16 protein-coding genes and 1 pseudogene are annotated in these 19,525 nt (G+C 69.1%); 6 read left to right on the forward strand and 11 right to left on the reverse strand.

All coding sequences use genetic code 11. The features are described from left to right. Positions 1-26: 26 nt before the first annotated feature. Positions 27-1,676: a DUF6504 family protein gene (locus AC07NN_RS14530; RefSeq protein ID WP_494642071.1), complete on the reverse strand. Its 1,650-nt coding sequence runs from the start codon at positions 1,674-1,676 to the stop codon at positions 27-29. Further along, a complete protein-coding gene (locus AC07NN_RS14535; RefSeq protein ID WP_494642073.1) occupies positions 1,591-2,385 on the reverse strand; it encodes an ImuA family protein in 795 nt (264 codons plus the stop codon). Before AC07NN_RS14535 ends, AC07NN_RS14530 begins: the two co-directional genes overlap by 86 nt. A 109-nt stretch (positions 2,386-2,494) precedes the next feature. On the opposite strand from AC07NN_RS14535, the gene AC07NN_RS14540 reads away from it, so the two are divergent. From AC07NN_RS14540 to AC07NN_RS14555, 4 genes are read left to right on the forward strand one after another with little or no spacing between them, the layout of a single operon-like run. Continuing rightward, positions 2,495-5,698: an acetyl-CoA carboxylase family protein gene (locus AC07NN_RS14540; protein WP_494642075.1), complete on the forward strand. Its 3,204-nt coding sequence runs from the start codon at positions 2,495-2,497 to the stop codon at positions 5,696-5,698. Continuing rightward, entirely contained in the window at positions 5,695-6,300 is a 606-nt protein-coding gene (locus AC07NN_RS14545; RefSeq protein ID WP_494642077.1) for a DNA-3-methyladenine glycosylase, read from the forward strand. The genes AC07NN_RS14540 and AC07NN_RS14545 overlap by 4 nt, the downstream gene beginning before the upstream one ends. Then, positions 6,293-6,811, forward strand: coding sequence for a G/U mismatch-specific DNA glycosylase (gene mug, locus AC07NN_RS14550; RefSeq protein WP_494642078.1), 519 nt, complete (start codon positions 6,293-6,295; stop codon positions 6,809-6,811). Before AC07NN_RS14545 ends, mug begins: the two co-directional genes overlap by 8 nt. Then, positions 6,808-7,572, forward strand: coding sequence for a crotonase/enoyl-CoA hydratase family protein (locus AC07NN_RS14555; protein WP_494642079.1), 765 nt, complete (start codon positions 6,808-6,810; stop codon positions 7,570-7,572). The genes mug and AC07NN_RS14555 overlap by 4 nt, the downstream gene beginning before the upstream one ends. A 137-nt stretch (positions 7,573-7,709) precedes the next feature. Here AC07NN_RS14555 and AC07NN_RS14560 read toward each other — a convergent pair whose 3' ends face one another. The 6 genes from AC07NN_RS14560 to AC07NN_RS14585 form a co-directional block, all read right to left on the reverse strand. Continuing rightward, positions 7,710-8,078, reverse strand: coding sequence for a VanZ family protein (locus AC07NN_RS14560; protein WP_494642081.1), 369 nt, complete (start codon positions 8,076-8,078; stop codon positions 7,710-7,712). A gap of 9 nt (positions 8,079-8,087) precedes the next feature. Then, positions 8,088-9,224, reverse strand: a complete 1,137-nt coding sequence (locus AC07NN_RS14565) for an alpha/beta hydrolase (protein WP_494642083.1) — start codon at positions 9,222-9,224, stop codon at positions 8,088-8,090. A gap of 152 nt (positions 9,225-9,376) precedes the next feature. Then, a complete protein-coding gene (gene serA / locus AC07NN_RS14570) occupies positions 9,377-10,954 on the reverse strand; it encodes a phosphoglycerate dehydrogenase (RefSeq protein ID WP_494642085.1) in 1,578 nt (525 codons plus the stop codon). Positions 10,955-11,106: 152 nt separating this feature from the next. Then, on the reverse strand, positions 11,107-12,279 hold the full coding sequence (locus AC07NN_RS14575) for a phosphoserine transaminase (protein ID WP_494642087.1): 1,173 nt from the start codon (positions 12,277-12,279) through the stop codon (positions 11,107-11,109). Positions 12,280-12,414: 135 nt separating this feature from the next. Continuing rightward, complete coding sequence (locus AC07NN_RS14580; protein ID WP_494642089.1) at positions 12,415-12,846, reverse strand: hypothetical protein; 432 nt, start codon at positions 12,844-12,846, stop codon at positions 12,415-12,417. Positions 12,847-12,916: 70 nt separating this feature from the next. Next, positions 12,917-13,249 carry a hypothetical protein gene (locus tag AC07NN_RS14585; RefSeq protein ID WP_494642091.1) on the reverse strand — a complete coding sequence of 111 codons (333 nt, stop codon included), beginning with the start codon at positions 13,247-13,249 and terminating at the stop codon, positions 12,917-12,919. An 81-nt stretch (positions 13,250-13,330) separates the two neighbouring features. On the opposite strand from AC07NN_RS14585, the pseudogene AC07NN_RS14590 reads away from it, so the two are divergent. After that, positions 13,331-15,371 (forward strand): annotated as a pseudogene (locus AC07NN_RS14590) (ATP-binding protein). A 4-nt stretch (positions 15,372-15,375) separates the two neighbouring features. Here AC07NN_RS14590 and AC07NN_RS14595 read toward each other — a convergent pair. Together AC07NN_RS14595 and AC07NN_RS14600 are read right to left on the reverse strand one after the other, a co-directional pair. Then, a complete protein-coding gene (locus AC07NN_RS14595) occupies positions 15,376-16,476 on the reverse strand; it encodes a glycoside hydrolase family 43 protein (protein WP_494642093.1) in 1,101 nt (366 codons plus the stop codon). 2 nt (positions 16,477-16,478) lie between these two features. Then, complete coding sequence (locus AC07NN_RS14600; protein WP_494642095.1) at positions 16,479-18,041, reverse strand: alpha-N-arabinofuranosidase; 1,563 nt, start codon at positions 18,039-18,041, stop codon at positions 16,479-16,481. Positions 18,042-18,270: 229 nt separating this feature from the next. Here AC07NN_RS14600 and AC07NN_RS14605 point away from each other — a divergent pair, with 229 nt between their 5' ends. Then, a complete protein-coding gene (locus tag AC07NN_RS14605; RefSeq protein ID WP_494642099.1) occupies positions 18,271-18,630 on the forward strand; it encodes a hypothetical protein in 360 nt (119 codons plus the stop codon). A 10-nt stretch (positions 18,631-18,640) separates the two neighbouring features. Here the strand turns inward: AC07NN_RS14605 and AC07NN_RS14610 are convergent, their stop codons facing one another. Then, positions 18,641-19,462: a PhzF family phenazine biosynthesis protein gene (locus AC07NN_RS14610; RefSeq protein WP_494642104.1), complete on the reverse strand. Its 822-nt coding sequence runs from the start codon at positions 19,460-19,462 to the stop codon at positions 18,641-18,643. Positions 19,463-19,525: the final 63 nt, after the last annotated feature.

Below are 19,525 nucleotides of genomic sequence, written 5' to 3' on the forward strand. Positions count from 1 at the left end.
AGGAGAGATGGCGCCCAGGCACGGCCTCAACCAAACAGGCCATGGATCCACCACTTCGGCGCTTCATCACCCCCAAACAGGCCTTGCCGGTAGATCCAGAACCGGCCACCGGCCTCGTCCTCGACGCGGTAGTAGTCGCGGACCTTGCCGGGGCCGGTGTCGGTCTCGCCGACCCCCGCGCGCCACCATTCCTGGCCGATGCGTTCGGGGCCCTCGGCGCGGCGGATGCGGTGCGGGCGGCCTCTCCAGGTGAACTGACGCGGCGGGTAGTCGGGGACCTCGGCGACGACGGCGTCGATCGCCTCGGGCTTGCGGAAGAGGCGCGTCGGGCGCGGGCGGTCGGGGTCCCATTGGGCGGCCGGGGACGGGTCCAGCGGAGCGACGCGGACCAGGGAGCGTTCCGGGACGTGGCTCTCATAGGGATCGGCGCGCCAGACGCGGTTCTCGCCCAGGCGGTTGACCAGGCGGTCGATCAGCGGGGCCAGGGTCTCGTCGAGAGTGGTGTCCGCATCAGCGTCGAGGCGCTCCTGGGCGAGCGCCATCGGCTCGACGGCGGCGGCGTGGACGGTGACGACCTCGATGCCGAAGCCGGGGTCGACCTTGTCCAGCTTGGGGACCACCAGCTTGGCCAGTCGACGGGCGTCGCGGCCGATGCGGGCCAGGCCCACGCGGACGGGATAGGCCTTGCCGTCCAGACGGTGGAAGACGACCTCGAACCGCTTGGCCCCGCGCCCCTCGGCCTCCAGCCGCTTGCAGATCAGGTCGAGCGCGTCGCCGGCCACGCGGGCCAGGTCGTCGGGGGCGCTGATCGGCTCGAAGAAGGCCAGGCGGTCGAACCAGGGACTGGCCGGGCGGCGGAAGGTCAGGGCCTCGGCCGCCATGCCCAGGGCCTGGTCGAGGCGCAGGGTGGTGGCCAAGCCGAAGCGCTTGGCTAGCTGGGCGCGCGGTAGAACCAAGAGTTGGCCGACGCGGTGCAGGCCCAGGCGCGGCAGCTGGGCCTCTGCTGCGTCCTCCAGGCGCAGGGCCGCGACCGGCAAACGCTCGATGGCTTCGCGCTGGCCGCCCGGCGGGGCGATGGCCAGGTCGTCGCCATAGCGGGCCAGGGCCCAGGCCGCGCCGGCCGTGTCGGCGATGGCGGCGCGGGCCGGCACGCCCCAGCGGGCGAGGCGGGCGATGAGATCGACCAGCATGGTCGCCTCGCCCCCCCACAGGTGGTCGGTTCCGGTGATGTCCAGCAGCAGGCCGTCGGTCCCATCGATGGCCACGGCCGGCGAGAAGCGGACGCACCAGTCGCTCAAGGCCTCCAGCGCCATGCGGTCGGCGGCGGGGTCGTGGTCGTGGGTGACGAGGTTCGGGACCAGGGCCATGGCGTCGGCGGCCTTCTGGCCGGCGGAAAGGCCGAGCGCGCGAGCCGCGTCGTCGACGGCGGCGAGGCGGCGGGTCCCGAGTTCGGAGACCAGGAGGGCGAAGGGCGGCGCTGGCCCCCTCCGGCCCTCTGGGCCACCTCCCCCAGAGGGGGAGGAGATAGTCTCGTCCCTGCTCCCCTTCTGGGGGAGCTGTCGCGGAGCGACTGAGGGGACGGCGCCGACCTCACCCGACCAGTCGTAGTCCGGATTCCGCCGCCGCCACGTCGTGATCGGCCAGTTGGGACACCAGACGGAAAGGATGCGGGCCATGGCCGGCCTCCGATTGTTCCAAGATCCAGCTTCCGGGACGTCCGCCCCGGCAGCGTTCGAGTTCGACCCGCCAGCGTGGGGGTCCTAAGCCGATGTCGTCCGGCGGCGCCGCGCTGGGCAACGGCGCCACCCGCCAGCGACTGAACGAGGCCGAGCCGGACACCGTCCGCACCTGCCCCGCCCGGCCGCCATAGGGTCTTCGGTGCAGCAGCACCCCAAAGCCGCCGCGCTTCTCGCAAGCCAGCTGCAGGCGGCGGCCGGCGGTCAGGTCCGGAGCCTCGGCCTCGCCGACGGCGGCGGCGACACCTTGGGTTGAGAGGGCGTCCTCCAGCACCGACAGGGTCTCGGCCTCGTCGCGGGTCTTGACCTGGATCAGCCGTCCGGCCGGGAAGCCCAGATTGGCCAGGCCCGGCGCGAACAGGTCGCTGCGCCGCGCCACCCAGACCACGACGCCGGTCTTCACCAGCGGTCGCAGCAACAGCCCGACGAAAGCCGCCGGGGCCGCGCCCGTCTCATCCTCCAGCCCCGCGCCCGTCACCTCGTGCCAGCCGCCCAGGGGCAGGCCGCCGCCCGGGAAGCAGCCGTCGATGGCCGGATCGCCGAACGGCAGGACCGGAGTCGGAGTCCGAGTCCCCGCTTCAATCGCGGCGATCCGGCCTCTCAGGGCCGCAAGACGCGCCTCGCGCGATCCGGCCATCTCCATCTCCATGTTCCGCTTTTGTTCTGATCTTCTCCAGCCCTGGAGTCAAGGCTTGGAGAGTCGAGCGCGAGCGGCCAAAGTGTCTCAAACGGCCGTATGAAGCCTCCTAGGAAACGCCATGTCCTTCAGTCGCGTCCTGATCGCCAATCGCGGCGAAATCGCCGTCCGCATCGCCCGCGCGGCGGCGGAGGCCGGGATCGGGAGCGTGGCTGTCTGCGCGACCGACGACGCGGGCGGCCCGCACGTGGCCGCCGCCGACCACGCCCACGCCCTGACCGGCGCGGGGGCGCGGGCCTATCTCGACCTCGCCGCCGTGGTGGCCGCCGCCAAGTTGGAAAGCTGCGAGGCCCTGCATCCCGGCTACGGCTTCCTGTCGGAGAACCCGGCCCTGGCGCGGGCCTGCGCCGAGGTCGGGGTGGTGTTCATCGGCCCCTCGCCCGAGCATCTGGAGATCTTCGGCGACAAGGCCGCCGCGCGGGCCCTGGCGGCCGAGCGCGGCGTGCCGTTGATCCCCGGGACCGGCGCGCTTTCCCTGGAGGGCGCCCAGGCATTCCAGGCAGAGCACGGCGCGATCATGCTGAAGGCGCGGGCCGGCGGCGGCGGGCGCGGCATGCGGGCCGTGCTGGATCCCGGCGAGCTGGACGCCGCCTTCGCCGCCTGCGCGCGGGAAGCCGAGGCCGCGTTCGGCGACGGCGGGCTCTATGCCGAGAAGCTGGTCGCGCGGGCGCGGCATATCGAGGTGCAGATCGTCGGCGACGGAAACCACGTGCTGGCCATCGGTGACCGTGACTGCTCGCTGCAGCGTCGGAACCAGAAGTTGGTCGAGATCGCCCCGGCCGCCCTGCCCCATGCCCTTCGAACCGCTCTGTGGCGTCATGCTGAGACCCTGTGCGCCGGCTATCGCGGCCTGGCGACGGTCGAGTTCCTGGTCGACGCCGACAGCAGCGCGCCCTTCTTCCTGGAGGTCAATCCGCGCCTGCAGGTCGAGCATACGGTGACCGAGGAGGTCACGGGCCTGGACCTGGTTCGCCTGCAATTCGACCTGGCGGCGGGGGCCAGCCTGGAGAGCCTGGGCTTAGGCGTAGCCCCGCCGTCGTTCGGCGTCGCCATCCAGGCGCGGATCAATGCCGAGACCCTGACGGCCGAGGGGCTGGTGAAACCTTCGAGCGGGACGATCACGGCCTGGAGCCCGCCAGGCGGTCCGGGGGTGCGGGTCGATGCGGGCGTCGCGGCGGGGACCACGGTCGGCGCGGCTTACGACAGCCTGCTGGCCAAGGTGATCGCGCGCGGGCGGACGCTCAAGGAGGCCTCGGCGCGACTGAGCAGGGCGCTGTCGGAGTTCCAGATCACGGGTGTGGCGACGACGGCGCCGCTGGTGCGGGCGATCCTGGCGACGGCGCCGGAGACGACGAGCACGCGCTTCATCGAGGACCACGCGGCCGAGCTGGTCGCGGGCCTACCTTTGCCTTCGGAGGGCAACGCTCAGACCTTCGAGACCCTGGACGGCGCCCTCGCCGTCGCCGCGCCGCTTAGCGCCACGGTCGGGTCGATCTCCGTCTCCGAAGGCGACCTCGTCCGGCCCGGCCAGGCGCTGGCTGTGCTGGAAGCGATGAAGATGGAGCACCTGGTCTGCGCCGTGTCCGGCGGCCGCGTCCTGAAGGTCGCCGCCGAGCCCGGGACCACCGTCGCCGAGGGCCAGCCGCTGGTGTTCCTGGAGCCGATGGAGGTCGCAGGCGGCGAGACCGTCGAGGCCGTCGCCGAGGACCTTGACGCCCTCCGCCCCGACCTCGCCGAAGTCATCGCCCGCCACCGCTACACCCTCGACGAAGCCCGCCCCGAGGCGGTCGCCAAGCGCCGTCGGACCGGCCACCGCACGGCGCGGGAGAACATCGACGACCTGGTCGATCCCGGCAGCTTCCTGGAATACGGCGCCCTGGCCATCGCGGCCCAGAAGCGGCGGCGCTCGACCGAGGACCTGATCGCCAACACGCCGGCCGACGGGCTGATCACGGGGATCGGGAGCGTCAATGGCGCGCTGTTCCCGCCGGACAAGGCGCGGACGGCGGCCCTGGCCTACGACTTCACGGTGCTGGCGGGCACGCAGGGCGCGATGAACCACCGCAAGTCCGATCGACTGATGGCGGTGATCACCGACCAGCGCCTGCCGGTCGTGTGGTTCGCCGAGGGCGGCGGCGGGCGGCCGGGCGACACCGACACCACGGCGGTGGCGGGGCTGGACGTGCCGACGTTCAGGAGCTTCGCCCAGTTGTCGGGCCTGGTCCCCAAGATCGCCATCGTCGCCGGCCGCTGCTTCGCTGGCAACGCGGCTATCGCGGGGCTGTCGGACATCATCATCGCCACTCGCGACAGCAACCTGGGCATGGGCGGGCCGGCCATGATCGAGGGCGGCGGGCTGGGCGTGTTCCAGCCCGAGCAGATCGGGCCGTCGGCGCAACAGTGGGCCAATGGCGTCATCGACATCCTGGCCGACGACGAGGCCCACGCCACGCGGCTGGCCAAGCAGGCGCTGTCCTATTTCCAGGGTACGCTGGCGACCTGGACCGCGCCGGACCAGCGGCGACTGCGGGGTGCGATCCCGGAGAACCGGCTGCGGGTCTACGATGTCCGCACCCTGATCAACGGCCTGGTCGACGAAGGCTCGTTCCTGGAGCTGCGCGGCGGTTTCGCGGCGGGGATGGTCACGGGCCTGATCCGCATCGAGGGCCGGCCGATGGGGCTGATCGCCAACGATCCGCGTCACCTGGGCGGGGCCATCGACTGCGAAGGGGCCGAGAAGGCCGCGCGGTTCCTGCAGCTCTGCGACGCCTTCGCCCTGCCGGTGCTCAGCCTGTGCGACACCCCCGGCTTCATGGTCGGGCCCGAGAGCGAGGACGCCGCCGCCGTGCGCCGCGTGAGCCGCCAGTTCATCGCCGGCGCCAAGCTGCGCTCGCCGCTGTTCACGGTCGTAACGCGCAAGGGCTACGGCCTCGGGGCTCAGGCCATGGCTGGCGGGAGCTTCCACTCGCCGGCCTTCATCGCCGCCTGGCCGACCGGCGAGTTCGGCGGCATGGGGCTGGAGGGCGCCGTCAAGCTGGGCTACCGCAAGGAGCTGGAGGCCGAGACCGATCCGGTGAAACAGAAGGCGCTCTACGACCAGCTGGTGGCGCGACTCTACGCGGCCGGCAAGGCGACCAGCATGGCGGCCGCGCTGGAGATCGATGCTGTCATCGACCCGGCGGATACGCGGCGCTGGGCGGTCGGTGGAATGGACGCGGCGGCGGGGGTGTCGCGGCCGTGGGAGGTGCGGGTGGACAGCTGGTGACGCCCCTCTCCCGCGCCGAACTCCCCGTCGACACCGAAGCCCTCGCCCGCTTCCTGATCGGCAAGGTCGTGGTGCGCGAGACGGCCCAGGGCGTGATCAGCGGACGGATCGTCGAGACCGAAGCCTATGTGCTCGGCGACGCCGCCAGCCACGCCTTCCGGGGCATGACGCCACGCACGCGCTCGATGTTCGGCGAGCGCGGCCATGCCTATGTCTACCTGGCCTATGGCGTCTCCTGGATGCTGAACGTCTCCAGCGAGGCGGAAGGGATCGGCGCGGGAGTCCTGATCCGGGCGCTGGAGCCGCTGGCAGGGATCGCGCTGATGCAGGCTAATCGCGGGACCGAGAAATTGCACGACCTGGCCCGAGGCCCGGGCCGGCTGGCCCAGGCGATGCAGATCGGACCGTGGGCCGACGGGTTAGACCTTTGCACGGGTAGCCTTCTATGGCTGGCGCGTGACGATCACGAGCCGGGCGACATCGGCCCAGACACGATGGGATGCGGCGTACGGATCGGCATCACCAAGGACGCGGAGCGGCCGCTGCGGTTCTATCGGCGCGGCAGTCCGTTCGTGAGCGGGCCGAGGGCGCTGAATGTCTGAGAAGCCGCTGCCCGACATCGTCGCCCCCGGCCTGTCCGTCGTGTTCTGCGGGCTGAACCCGGGACTGTCGGCGGCCGCCGAGGGTCACCACTTCGTCGGACGAAGCAACCGGTTCTGGCGCGTCCTGCACCTGGCCGGGTTCACGCCGCACCAGATCGCCGCCGAGAACGACGCCAGCCTGCTGGCCTACGGCCTGGGAATTACCAGCGTGGTCGAGCGGCCCACCGCCGGCGTCGACGATCTGGCGCGGGCCGAGTTCGTGGACGCCGCCGCCGGGTTCGAGGCCTGGGTCCGTCGCTGGTCGCCGGCCCATGTCGCCTTCCTGGGCAAGGCGGCGTACTCGGCCATGATCGGCCGGCGGTCGGTGGACTGGGGCCGGCAGGCGCAGCCCTTCGGCGGCGCCGTCGCCTGGATCCTGCCCAATCCCAGCGGCCGTAACCTGGCCTTCAGCCAGGACGCCCTCGTGGCCGCCTATCGCGACCTTCGTCTCGCCGTGGAGAGCTCGACATGACCGAAGTCCAAGTCGAAACCGATGGCCCGGTCTGGACCGTCGCCATCAACCGGCCGGAGAAGCGCAACGCCGTCGATCCGGCGACCGCCATCGCCCTGCGCGCCGCGTTCGACGCCTTCGAGGTGGATGAGACCGCCGCCGTGGCGATCCTGACCGGGCTGGGCGGGACGTTCTGCGCCGGCTTCGACCTGGCCGTGGCGGCGTCCGGCGCGGGCGAGCGCTACGACCCCGAGGGCGAAGGCCCGATGGGGCCGACGCGGCGGCTGCTGTCCAAGCCGGTGATCGCCGCCGTCGAGGGCTATGCGGTGGCCGGCGGGCTGGAGCTGGCCCTGTGGTGCGACCTGCGGGTGGCGGCAGAGGACGCGACCTTCGGGGTGTTCTGCCGGCGCTGGGGCGTGCCGCTGATCGACGGCGGGACGGTGCGGCTGCCGCGCATCGTCGGCCAGGGCCGGGCGCTGGACATGATCCTGACGGGACGCGCCGTCGGGGCGGCGGAGGCGTTGTCGTGGGGCCTGGCCGACCGGGTGGTGCAGAAGGGCATGGCCCTGGCGGCCGCGCATGAGCTGGCGACGCAGATCGCCGCCTTCCCGCAGGTGTGCCTGCGCGCGGATCGCGCTTCGGCGTTCGCGCAATGGGACGTGGACCTGGCCGAAGCGCTCAAGGTCGAGGGACGCGGCGGCCTCGCGCCGCTGCGGCAGGAGGCCAGGGCGGGGGCGGCTCGGTTCCGGGATGGCGCTGGGCGTGGGGGAACATCAGCCTAGAAGGCGAAACCTCGCCCTTCAACAAGCTCAGGGTGAGGTTTCTACTGACACGCCGGAAATAGTCCTCACCCTGAGCCTGTCCCCCGGGTCCGACATTTTGTCGGCCCGAGGATAAACTCCGGGCGAGGACGGGCCCACTACCCTTTGCGCTCCAACCACTGCCCCACGATCACCGGTCCAAAAAAGAAACCGATCCCGCAGACATCCGCGACCACATCGAACGCATCCGCGTCGCGCCCCACCATCGGCAGGCCCTGCAGGATCTCGATGAGAATCCCGTAGGCCAGCAGCACGATGCCGATCTTCCAGAACCGGCTTTTCGGCAGGGCCACCCGCGCCAGGAAGGTCAGGCCGTAGAAGACGATGAAGTGCTTGGCCTTGTCCCACGGGATCAGGCCGACCGTGTCGTCGCCCGGCGCCAGCGCCGCGTAGAGCGTGAACAGCATGGCGGCGATGAACGCGGCCAGGCCCAGGCGGTTGATCTTGCGGGGGATGAGCAGGTTCACGGTCAAGCTCTAGGGTTTGCGGAAGGCCCAGGCCAGCATCTCGACGAATCCGTCGCTGAAGAACTGGCCGCCATGTCCGGAGACGGGCGTCTTGAACACAAGCTCGTCGCCCGACTTTGCGGCGCGCGCGGTGATCGAACGCGAGCGTTTCAGGAACGGATCGAACAGGCCCGTGACGATGTAGAGACGCGGGCGGCCCGGACTTTCGACGCCGCGAGCGTCCGTGCGCGCGATGGCGGCCGGCGCGGCTTGAGCGAACAAGTCCGGGTGACGCAGAGCGGTGTCGAGCGCCCACGCGCCGCCGTTCGACTTGCCGGTCACCAGGCGCGCCTCCCGACGGGTCGCCGCGCCGTACAGCGCCTCGGCGCGGGGCATGACCTCGTCGAGCAGGAAGCGTTCATGCGCCTCGAAAGGCGCGTCGGTCCCCTTCCAGCCCAGCAGGTAGTCGCGGCCGCGCTGTTCGCTCTGACCGCTGTTCAGGCCAACGAGCACGAGGCGCGGCAGACGTCCGTCCAGTATGGCCGGCTCAGCGACACGGGCGAAGTAGGAGACGCTCGCGCCGTCGGCGACATAGGCCACGGGATAGTGCTGCTTCGGATCGAACCCGGGGGGCAGGTAGATGGTCAGCTTGCGCCGGGCGCCGAGCGGTTTGCTGTCGATCTCCTCGTCGAAGACGCGGCCGTCCAGCGGCGTCTTGATGATCGCCGCCGGAGGGGCCTTGGGGCCGCGATAGACACTGGGCGTCAAGGGACCCGCGACCGGAACGGGGAAGATGTCGATCACGGCCTCGTCCAGGCGTGGGATCTCGACGACCAGGGACCAGAGATCCGGCGTTTCATCCACGCGGGCCATGGGCGCGTTCAAGGAGCCGGCGATCGACAGCGCTTCGCCGCCCCGCGCGACGATCAGCAGGCGGCTTCCCTCGCGCCAGAGCGCGACGGTGTTGCCGCCCAGATGCGCGACAGCCTCTCCCGTCGCCACCGGCTGAGGGACCCGGCAGATTTCGGGATCGGCCAGGGACGATCCGCAGTCCTGGATGATCTCCTGCGGGTCGATATCGGGGAAGGTCGTCTGGGCGCGCGCGCCGGTCGCCAGCAGCGCGCCGACCGCCAGGGCCAGGGTCGCCATGCATCTGCGGATCGTCATGTGTCGGCCCCTCCGCTCGCCCATCCCGAGCGGGACCTCAACACTCCGGCCAAGGCGGGGCAAGACAAAGGCCGCCGGGACCCTGATGGATCCCGGCGGCCCTCTGTTTTCGACACGTCGGAGCGGGCAGGCGCGACGCCTGCCCCGGTCCCTTAGAACGTCAGCGCGCGCGCTTCCTTGACGTGCGGCAGGGCCTGGATCTTGGCCAGCAGTTCCACGCCCGGGGCCTGGTCGACGCCGACCAGGGCGATGGCGTCCTCGTCGGCCGAGACGCGGCCCAGGTTGAAGGTGGCGATGTTGACGCCCGCTTCGCCCAGCAGCATGCCCAGCGCGCCGATGAAGCCCGGCTTGTCCAGGTTGTTGATGTAGAGCATGGCCGGCGAGAAGCCCGCGTCCAGCTCCATGCCCTTGACCTCGACGATGCGCGGGGCGCCGGCGATCACCGTGCCGGCGAAGGCGCGCTTGCCCTTCTCGGTGGTGATGGTGACGCGCATCAGGCTGTCATAGGTGGGGCTGAGTTCCTGGCGGCTCTCCGAGACGGTGATGCCGCGCTCCTTGGCGATGGCGGGCGCGGAGACCATGTTGATCTCGGCCAGCATCGGCTTCAGAGCGCCGGCCAGGGCCGCCGAGGTCATCGGCTTGACGTTCAGGTTGGTGACTTCGCCTTCGTAGGCGATGTCGATGGCCGACACGCCGAAGTCGACCATCTGGCCGGCCAGGGCGCCGATCTTCTCGGCCAGAGCCACGAACGGCTTCAGCTTCGGGGCTTCTTCGGCCGTGATCGAGGGGCTGTTCAGAGCGTTGGTGACAGCGCCGGTCAGCAGGTAGTCGCTGACCTGCTCGGCGACCTGCAGGGCCACGTTTTCCTGGGCTTCGTTGGTGCTGGCGCCCAGGTGCGGGGTGGCCACGACGCGGTCCGAACCGAACAGCGGGTTTTCCTTGGCCGGCTCGGTGACGAAGACGTCGAAGCCGGCGCCGCCGACATGGCCGCTGTCGAGCAGGGCGCGCAGGGCGACTTCATCGACCAGGCCGCCACGGGCGCAGTTGACGATCAGCACGCCCTTCTTGGTCTTGGCCAGGTTCTCGGCCGACAGGATGTTGCGGGTCTTGTCGGTCAGCGGCGTGTGCAGGGTGATGACGTCGGCGCGGGCCAGCAGGTCTTCCAGCTCGACCTTCTCGACGCCCATCTCGACGGCGCGCTCGGGCGACAGGAAGGGGTCGTAGGCGACGACCTTCATCTTCAGGCCCAAGGCGCGGTCGGCGACGATGCCGCCGATGTTGCCGGCGCCGATCAGGCCCAGGGTCTTGGCGTAGAGTTCCACGCCCATGAAGCGGTTCTTCTCCCACTTGCCGGCCTGGGTCGAGGCGTCGGCGGCGGGCAGCTGGCGGGCCAGGGCGAACATCATGGCGATGGCGTGCTCGGCCGTTGTGATCGAGTTGCCGAAGGGCGTGTTCATCACGACGATGCCCTTGGCCGTGGCGGCCGGGATGTCGACATTGTCGACGCCGATGCCGGCGCGGGCGATGACCTGCAGCTTGTTGGCGGCGGCGATCACGTCCTTGTCGAGCTTGGCGCCCGAGCGGATGGCGATGCCGTCATAGTCGCCGATCACGGCGATCAGTTCGTCTTTCGACAGGCCGACCTTGATGTCGAAGTCGACGCCGCGGTTCTTGAAGATGTCGACGGCGGCGGGGCTGAGCTTGTCAGCGATGAGGACGCGGGGAGCCATGTGAGGTGTTCCTTGCGGGGAATTGGGTGCGCGCCCTCGTCCTTCGACTAGCTCAGGATGAGGGCTACTGAGATGCGGCAGTCTGAAATCCTCACCCTGAGCTAGTCGCCCAAGCTCGTTTGGGGGCGGGGATTTCAGCCGCAATGAAACGCTTAAGCGGCGGCCAGTTCGGCCGAGACGGTGGCGAAGGCCCAGTCGAGCCAGGGCGTCAAGGCCTCGAGGTCCGAGGCTTCCACCGTGGCGCCGCACCAGATGCGCAGGCCGGCCGGGGCGTCGCGATAACCGCCGATGTCGAGGGCCGCGCCCTCCTTCTCGAGCAGGCTGGCCAGCTTCTTGGCGAAGTCGGCCTGGGCGTCTTCCGGCAGGGCGGCGATCGTGGGATCGACGACCTTCAGGCACACCGAAGTATTCGAGCGGATGTCCGGCGTCGCGGCCAGGAAGTCCACCCACGAAGTCTTGGCGACCCAGTCGGCCAGCACGGCCAGGTTCTGGTCGGCGCGGCCCTGCATGGCTTCCAGGCCGCCGATCGAGGCGCCCCACTTCAGGGCGTCGAGAGCATCTTCAACACAGAGCATCGACGGCGTGTTGATGGTCGCGCCTTCGAAGATGTCGAGGGAAACCTTGCCGCCTTTGGTCATGCGGAACAGCTTCGGCATCGGCCAAGGCGGCGTGTAGCTTTCCAGGCGGGCCACGGCGCGCGGCGACAGGATCAGCACGCCGTGCGCGCCTTCGCCGCCGAGGGCCTTCTGCCAGGAGAAGGTCACGACATCCAGCTTGGCCCAGTCGAGATCCTGGGCGAAGGCCGCCGAGGTGGCGTCACAGATGGTGATGCCTTCACGGTCGGCCGAGATGAAGTCGGCGTTCGGCACGCGCACGCCCGAAGTCGTGCCGTTCCAGGTGAAGACCAGGTCCTTGGCCGGATCGACCTTGGTGGTGTCGGGCAGCTGGCCGTACGGGGCGCTGAGCACCTCGACGTCGGGCAGCTTCAGTTGTTTGGTGACGTCCGTGACCCAGTCCTTGCCGAAGGACTCGAAGGCCATCAGTTGCACGGGGCGAGCGCCGAGCATCGACCACAGGGCCATCTCGACGGCGCCGGTGTCCGAACCGGCGACGATGCCGATCAGGAAGTCGGCCGGCACTTCCAGCACTTCGCGCGTCTGGTCGATGGCGGCCTTCAGGCGCGCCTTGCCCAGCTTCGAGCGGTGCGAACGGCCCAGCACGGCGTTTCTGAGATTTTCGGGGGTCCAGCCGGGGCGCTTGGCGCAGGGGCCGGAAGAGAACTCGGGGCGAGCCGGGCGGATCGCCGGCTTGGCGAGGGTCGTCATATCGATGTCTCCCATCCTTACAGATGGACTGCACCCCGTTGGGGGGGTGTGGCCCGCCGGCGAGAAACCGTTTCTCGCGGCGAAAAGCAAGGAGAGATTTGTCGCGCGGAGCACATTTCTCCGCCTGTGACGAAATTATTTTGCGGCGGCGCGCTTCGCTCGCCAGGCCAGCACCACGCCGACCAGTACACAGATCAGCACGCCCAGGCTGACCAGGTTATTCATCAGGATGTAGAAGCCGTCGTACTTCCTGCCGCCCACGAGGTAGTAGGCGTGCACACTGAACTGCACCCCCTGCAGCAGCACCGCGACGCCCAGCCAGCGCGTGGCGTGACGCACCGCCAGCAGCAGCAAGCCCAGGGCCAAAAGGCCATCCAATGTCAGATAGACGCCCTGGACGAGTTCCCGGCCGTGAATCAGTCCCGCGAGGACGACGGCGACGAACATTCCCAGCAGGAGCGCGGCCCCGCTGCGCTCGGGCTTGCGTCCCCAGCGCCACGCGCCAAGGCAGGCTGCCGCAAGCAGCAGCCAATTCATCCAGAATAACAGTTGCTGGTACGCAAACATGCTTAGGGCCTCTAACCCAGATTAGAGGCCCTAAGGTATTAAACTATTGCAATGTCTTTTTGCGAGAACCTCAGACGGCCTCGCTCAGGTTGGCCTGGCCGCGCGTTTCTTCCGGCGGCTTGATGTCGCCGACCATGCGCGTGCGGATGCCGAGGCGGAGACGGGTCTCGTCCAGCTGGCTGTGCGCATCGACCATCGCCGAACGGGCGACCACGAGCGCCTGCATGGCGTCCGCAACCTTGACGCTGATGTCGTGGCCGAACGTGGCCGACAGGGTCAGTTCCTTACGAGCTTGCATCAGCTCGGCCATCATCTCGGCGACTTCAGTCATCGCCGTATCGATCGCCGCTTCCGTCGCACACAGCTTGGTCGCCACGCGCTTAGCAACAAACACTTTTTCCACGCCCGCCTCCGTTAACAAAACACTAAGGAGGAGGGTAAATAGAAAGTTAAAGCAGATGCAATGCGGAAATGTGCGTTAGCGTTGTTTTGTCGCGCGACTCTCGCCGTTTCCCTCGCGCTTGGAAGCGAAGCGTTAGGAACATTGCGTCAGACTGCCGCATCATTTGCCTCGTCTGGATGCGATGGACCCGGAACGCAATCATAGCGTGTCAACCCACGCGCCTCTCCAGGCGCGTATCGCGGGCGTGGCCTTGGCCACGACTGTATTGGCGCTGGTGGCTGCTTGCCTGTGCTTCATGCTGCAGCAATGGAGCGTCGCCCGGCAGGAAGCGCGCGCCAATCACGAGATCCTGGCCCAGATGGCCGCCGCCGGGGCCGCCGCGCCCCTGGCCGACCACAACATGGTCGGCGTCTATCGCGCTCTCGAAGCCGTGGCCAAGGCGCCCAGCGTGGCCGCCGTGCGCATCGTCGACACCCAGGGCCGGACCGTCGCCCAGCTGGGCGCGGCCCAGACCGAGAACGCCGACACCTTGACCCGGCCAATCAAGCTGTCGTCCCAGAACGTCGGCACGCTGGTGCTGGTGGCCCAGCATCCGGGCCTGGGCCAGACCCTGGCCCGCGACCTGGCGTTGACCGGCGCCCTGTTCTTCGGCGCGGCGGGCCTCGCCATCCTGCTGGCCAACAGCCTGGCCCGGCGCCTGGCCCGTCCGATGGAGCGCCTGTCGGAGGCCATGCACGAGACGGCCGTCGGCGGTCGCTTCAAGGCCGTCGAGCAGACCGCTGACGACGACGTCTTCCGCAGCCTGACCGACAGCTTCAACCACCTGGTCTGCCGGCTCGAGGCCAACGACCATGACCTGCGCGGCGCCATGGCCGAGCTGGTCCAGGCCCGCGACGAGGCCAACGCCGCCAACGTCCTGAAATCCCACTTCCTGGCCAATATGAGCCACGAGATCCGCACCCCGCTGAACGGCGTGCTGGCCATGGCCGAGGTCATGGCCATGGACAAGCTGAGCGATCCCCAGCGCGAGCGCCTGAAGGTGATCCGCGAGTCGGGCTCGGTGCTGCTGGGCGTGCTGAACGACGTGCTGGACCTGTCCAAGATCGAGGCCGGCCGCCTGGAGATCCTGGACCGTCCCTTCGACATCGCCCAGCTGGCCCAGTCGATCCGCGAGACCTACGCCCCGCTGGCCCGCGACAAGGGCCTGGCCTTCGAGGTCGCGGTCGCGCCGGAAGCCCAGGGCGTGTGGCGCGGCGACGCCGACCGCCTGCGCCAGATCCTGGCCAACCTGATCTCCAACGCCCTGAAGTTCACGCTGGAAGGCGCGGTGGCCGTCCGCTTCGCCTCGGCCGAGGACGGCGATGGCCTGCGCATCGACGTGGCCGACACCGGCATCGGCATCTCGCCCGAGATCCTGCCGCGCCTGTTCGACAAGTTCGTCCAGGCCGACAGCACCACCACCCGCCGTTTCGGCGGCTCGGGCCTGGGCCTGGCTATCTGCCGCGAGCTGGCGGTGCTGATGGACGGCTCGATCAAGGTGCAGAGCCGCGAAGGCCGCGGCTCGACCTTCACCGTCCTGGTCGCCCTGCCCCGCGAGGAGACCCTGAAGGACGTCCACTATATCGACGACGGCGCCGACGAGGCTTCGCAAGGCGCCGCGACGCTGCTCGCCGCGCCCGTCACCGCGCCGGCTCAATCGGTCGCCGAAGAGCCGGTCGAAGCCGGTCGCCTGCGCGTCCTGGCCGCCGACGACAATCCGACCAACCAGAAGGTCGTGGCCGCCGTCCTGGCCCCGCTGAACGCCGAGGTGGTGCTGGTCGACGACGGCGCGGCCTGCGTCGAGGCCTGGAGGACCGGGAACTTCGACATCGTGCTGATGGACATCCACATGCCCGTCATGGACGGCGTCGAGGCCGCCGGCGCCATCCGCGCCCTGGAAACCGCCGAAGGTCGCGTCCGCACACCGATCATCGCTGTCACCGCCAACGCCCTGGCCCACCAGGTCGAGGGCTACCTGGCCGCCGGCATGGACGGCCACGTCGCCAAGCCGATCGAAGTGACCAAGCTCTACGCCGCCATCGAGCAGGCCATGACAGCGGCGCGCCTGGCCCAGGCGGCTTAGGCCCTCACTTCCCCGCGAAGTAGTCCTTCAGCCGCTTGGCCTCGGCCGGGGTGATCGCGATCACCGCCCCGTGCTTGGGACCCGCGAAGTTCGTCGCCTTCATCGGCGAGTCCGGCTCGTTGAAGCGGCCCAGGTTCTTGAAGTGGACGAAGTCACTCGTCTCTGAGAACCCCATGTTGTTCTTCGGCTTGGCCCCGAACACGTCGTACATCAGCACGTACTTCTCCGTGCCGTGCCGCCGCCAGAGGTTCGGCGCCTCGGTGGCGACGGTCTCGGGATCGACCTTGGCGGGGTCGAAGACATAGCCGCCGTCCGCCCGGTCCGAGATCGCCTGCTTCAGATAGCCCGGCTTGTCGTGGGCCACGTAGAACAGGTGGTACTTGCTCCCGACCTTGGTGATGTCGCCATCGATCGCGGCCTTGCCGGCGACCGGATACTCGAACAGCGACCGGGGCGCGGCCGTCAGGGTCGTGAAGGCCGGGTCGGCATAGGCATAGACCAGCGACGCCGGCTCGTCGCGGAAGCGGGTCGTGAAATAGACCATCAGCTTCTTGGCCGCCGGGTCCCAGATCGTCTCCGGCGCCCAGACCGCGCTGCGGTCATCATCCTTGTCGAACATCCGGCCGACCGGGACCCGCGCGTGAGTCCAGTGGATCAGGTCGTACGACTTCATCAGGATCAGGTTGCGGTTGTTGCCCCAGCCGTAGGGGACCTGCGGCCGCTCCCACTGGGTCTCGCGCCCCGCCGCCTTGGCGAAGATGTGCAGGTCCGTCATGGCCATGTAGAAGGCCCCGTCCGGCCCGCGCATCAGGTGCGGATCGCGCACGCCCCTCTGTTCGGCCAGCTGCGGGCCGGTGAAGATCGGCTCGCCGCCGTTGACGTCGGTGAACGTGTAGCCGTCCGTCGAGGTGGCGAAATAGACCGCGTGGGTCTCGTCCTTGAAGTAGACGAAGAGGTAGGCGCTCTGGGCCCGGTCGGACGGCGTGGCGACCTTGCGGGCCGGCAGCTTGTCGACCAGTTCCAGCGTCTTTGGCGTGGCCATCGCGGGCGAGGCGGCCAGGACCAGCAGGGCCGCGGCGGCGGTCAGGAAGCGTTTCAGGCTCATGGCTACTTCACCGGATCCAGGCCGATCACCGTCACCGAGTGCGGCGGCAGTTCCAACACCCCACCGGCCTTCACCACCGCCGCCTGCGGTTTGACCCGCGTCGGCGCGGCGAAGGTGTTGAACGCCCCCATGTCGTCGCCGGCCAGGGTCTCGCCCTTGGCGCCCTTGAGGCTGTAGCCCGCCACCGTCGGGGTGATCTTCAGCGGCTGGCGCGGGTCCAGATTGGTCAGCGACAGCCACAGCTTGCCGTCCTTGCCGACCGCCGCCACGGCGTCCAGGCGCGGCAGGGTGATCGCGTCTTCCTGATAGGTCCCGGCGTCATAGGTCACCGGCACGACCTTGGCGTCCTGGAACGGCGTGTACATACGGAACACGTGGTAGGTCGGCGTCAGCAGCATCTTGTCGCCGTCGGTCAGGATCACCGACTGCAGCACGTTGATCGTCTGGGCGATGTTGGCGCCGCGCACCCGGTCGGCGTGGCGGGCGAAGATGTTCAGGTTCAGCGCCGCCACGACCGCGTCGCGCTGGGTGCTCTGCTGGTACAGCGAGGCATGGGCCGCGCCCTCCTCCTCCTTGAACCAGGTCCCCCACTCGTCGACGAACAGCCCGACCTTCTTCTCCGGATCGTACTTGTCCATGATCGCCGAGTGCTTGGAGACCAGCTCCTCCATCCACAGGGTCGACTTCAAGAGCTCGGCGTACTGGAAGGCGTTGAAGCCCGTCGCCCGCTCGGCCTTCTTGGGCCAGGTGTAGCTGTGCAGCGAGATCGCCTCGACGCCCCAGCTCCAGGACTTCAGCGTCCAATCCTTCATGACCTGCTCGGTCCAGGCGTAGTCGTCGCGGTCCGGCCCGACCGCGACGCGCAGCATCTTGTCGGCGCCCTTCTGGTCGGGATTGAAGTTCTTGGCGAAGGTCGCGAACCGCCGCATCTCGTGGCCGTACTCGGCCGCCGTCATCGTGCCGCCGCAGCCCCAGCTCTCATTGCCCAGGCCCAGCAGCGCCACCTTGTAGGGTTTCTCGCGCCCGTTGGCCGCCCGCAGCTTGCCCAGCGCCGAGGGCTTGTCGGTGGTCATATATTCCAGCCACTCGGCCATCTCCTGCGGCGTGGCCGAGCCGACATTGACCGAGATGTAGGCCTCCGAGCCGATCTGATCGACGAAGTCCATGAACTCGTGCGTGCCGAACGTATTGGGCTCCAGCACCCCACCCCAGCTGGCGTTCAGGGTCGCCGGGCGATCCTTCCCGATGCCATTGCGCCAGTGATAGCTGTCGCCGAAACACCCGCCCGGCCAGCGGACGTTGGGCACCTTCAGCACCTTCAGCGCCGCCACCACGTCGTTGCGGACGCCGCGCGTGTTGGGAATCTTCGAGTCCGGTCCGACCCAGATGCCTTCATAGACACCCCGGCCCAGATGTTCCGAGAATTGTCCGAGTATATTGCGATTGATGGTCGAGCCCGGCTTGGCGGCATCGACGGTGATCCTTGCCTCGAGCTCGGCGGCTTGTACGGGGAGAGTCGCCAGGCAAAGCACCGCAGCGGCCGTTGCAAACCAGGTTGGCTTCATGGCGGCTTCCATCCCCAAATATATTTGTCTGACTATTTGGGTAGGATTGGGCGCCGCGCTTGTCAAGACGCGCGGGCGGCACGCTCGGTTCGCGCCTCGCCAACATGAACCGAACATAACGAGCAGCTCAGAACCGCTTCAGCCGTCGCGTGTTTCTATCACCTCAACGTCGTCCTCCTCCCCTCCCCAAACCCCGGGGCGACGCCAGAGATTGAAAGGAACCGAACCGATGAAGAAGATCATTCTCCCGATCGTTGCGGTCTCGGCCCTGGCGGCCGCCACCGTTCCCGCTGTCGCCTCGGCGCAGTCGATCAACCAGCGCCAGGACCAACTGGAACGCCGGATCGACGTGGGCCTGCGCAACCACTCGCTGACCCGCACCGAAGCCGCCCGCCTGCGCAGCGACCTGCGTGACACCGCCCGCCTGGAAGCCCGCTATCGTCGCGGCGGCCTGAGCGGCTGGGAACGCGCTGACCTGGATCGTCGCTTCGACCGCATCAGCGCCCAGATCCGCGTCGAGCGTCACGACCGCGACTATGGCTACGGCTATGGCAACGACCGTGATCACCGCGACGGTCGTCGCTGGTAAGCGCTAACGCCTAGGCCGGCTCCACCCGGAGCCGGCTGTCCAACACCGTGAAGCCGCGGCCGCGCAACAGAACGCGCGCGCCGCGGTTTTCGCATTCCAGGTCCCCGCCCCGACCGGGATAGGCCTGATGGAACTTGAGGACCTCGGCGCTCAGCTTGTCGCCGTACAGCGGCATCAGGATGCAGTGCGCGGAGCCCGTCGTCGGATCCTCCGGAATACCGAACCCCGGCGCGAAGAAGCGGCTGACCACGGCGTAGGGTTGGCCCGCATCGGCCTGGGCCACGACGACCGTCTGGCCGGGGCCGCCGGTCGCCTCGCCGCCGATCGGCTTCAGGGCCGACAGGTCTGGTTTGAGGTCGCGAACCGTCGCCTCGCTGTCCATCACCGCGATGAGGTAGGCGCCAGCCCAGACCTCGACCGGCGTCGCGCCGAGGGCCTCGGCGAGGCCCGTCGGGACGTCCGTGCGGCGCGGCGGATCGGCCGGGAAGTCCATCTCCAGGCCTTCGCCGGAACGCTTGACCGTCAGCGGCCCCGACAGGGTGTCGAAGGTCAGCAGCGGGACGTCGACGCCGAGTTCCTCGAACAGCATGTGCGCCGCCGCCAGGGTGGCGTGGCCGCACAGCGGCGCCTCCAGGGCCGGCGTGAACCAGCGCAGGCCGTAGCGGGCCGGATCGTCCGTCTTCAGCAGGAAGGCCGTTTCAGCCTGGTTGTTCTCGGCCGCCAGGGCCTGCATCCACGTCGCCGACGGCCAGGCCGCGAACGGCTCGACCACGCAGGCCGGATTGCCCTTGAACGGGCCGCTGGCGAAGGCGTCGATGGTCCATTGGCGCATGGGAAGCTCCCGCAATTCCGATGGACATCGTGGTTATGCGCGGCCGGGACGGCGGGCAAAGGG

Source organism: Caulobacter sp. GW821-FHT09H08, assembly GCF_059415885.1.

What these genes read in the sequence shown, in the direction of transcription:
- AC07NN_RS14530 (WP_494642071.1), bottom strand. Translation starts at nt 1,676, where the DNA reads ATGGCCCGCATCCTTTCCGTCTGGTGTCCCAACTGGCCGATCACGACG.
- AC07NN_RS14535 (WP_494642073.1), bottom strand. Translation starts at nt 2,385, where the DNA reads ATGGAGATGGAGATGGCCGGATCGCGCGAGGCGCGTCTTGCGGCCCTG.
- AC07NN_RS14540 (WP_494642075.1), top strand. Translation starts at nt 2,495, where the DNA reads ATGTCCTTCAGTCGCGTCCTGATCGCCAATCGCGGCGAAATCGCCGTC.
- mug (WP_494642078.1), top strand. Translation starts at nt 6,293, where the DNA reads ATGTCTGAGAAGCCGCTGCCCGACATCGTCGCCCCCGGCCTGTCCGTC.
- AC07NN_RS14555 (WP_494642079.1), top strand. Translation starts at nt 6,808, where the DNA reads ATGACCGAAGTCCAAGTCGAAACCGATGGCCCGGTCTGGACCGTCGCC.
- AC07NN_RS14565 (WP_494642083.1), bottom strand. Translation starts at nt 9,224, where the DNA reads ATGACGATCCGCAGATGCATGGCGACCCTGGCCCTGGCGGTCGGCGCG.
- serA (WP_494642085.1), bottom strand. Translation starts at nt 10,954, where the DNA reads ATGGCTCCCCGCGTCCTCATCGCTGACAAGCTCAGCCCCGCCGCCGTC.
- AC07NN_RS14575 (WP_494642087.1), bottom strand. Translation starts at nt 12,279, where the DNA reads ATGACGACCCTCGCCAAGCCGGCGATCCGCCCGGCTCGCCCCGAGTTC.
- AC07NN_RS14580 (WP_494642089.1), bottom strand. Translation starts at nt 12,846, where the DNA reads ATGTTTGCGTACCAGCAACTGTTATTCTGGATGAATTGGCTGCTGCTT.
- AC07NN_RS14595 (WP_494642093.1), bottom strand. Translation starts at nt 16,476, where the DNA reads ATGAGCCTGAAACGCTTCCTGACCGCCGCCGCGGCCCTGCTGGTCCTG.
- AC07NN_RS14600 (WP_494642095.1), bottom strand. Translation starts at nt 18,041, where the DNA reads ATGAAGCCAACCTGGTTTGCAACGGCCGCTGCGGTGCTTTGCCTGGCG.
- AC07NN_RS14605 (WP_494642099.1), top strand. Translation starts at nt 18,271, where the DNA reads ATGAAGAAGATCATTCTCCCGATCGTTGCGGTCTCGGCCCTGGCGGCC.
- AC07NN_RS14610 (WP_494642104.1), bottom strand. Translation starts at nt 19,462, where the DNA reads ATGCGCCAATGGACCATCGACGCCTTCGCCAGCGGCCCGTTCAAGGGC.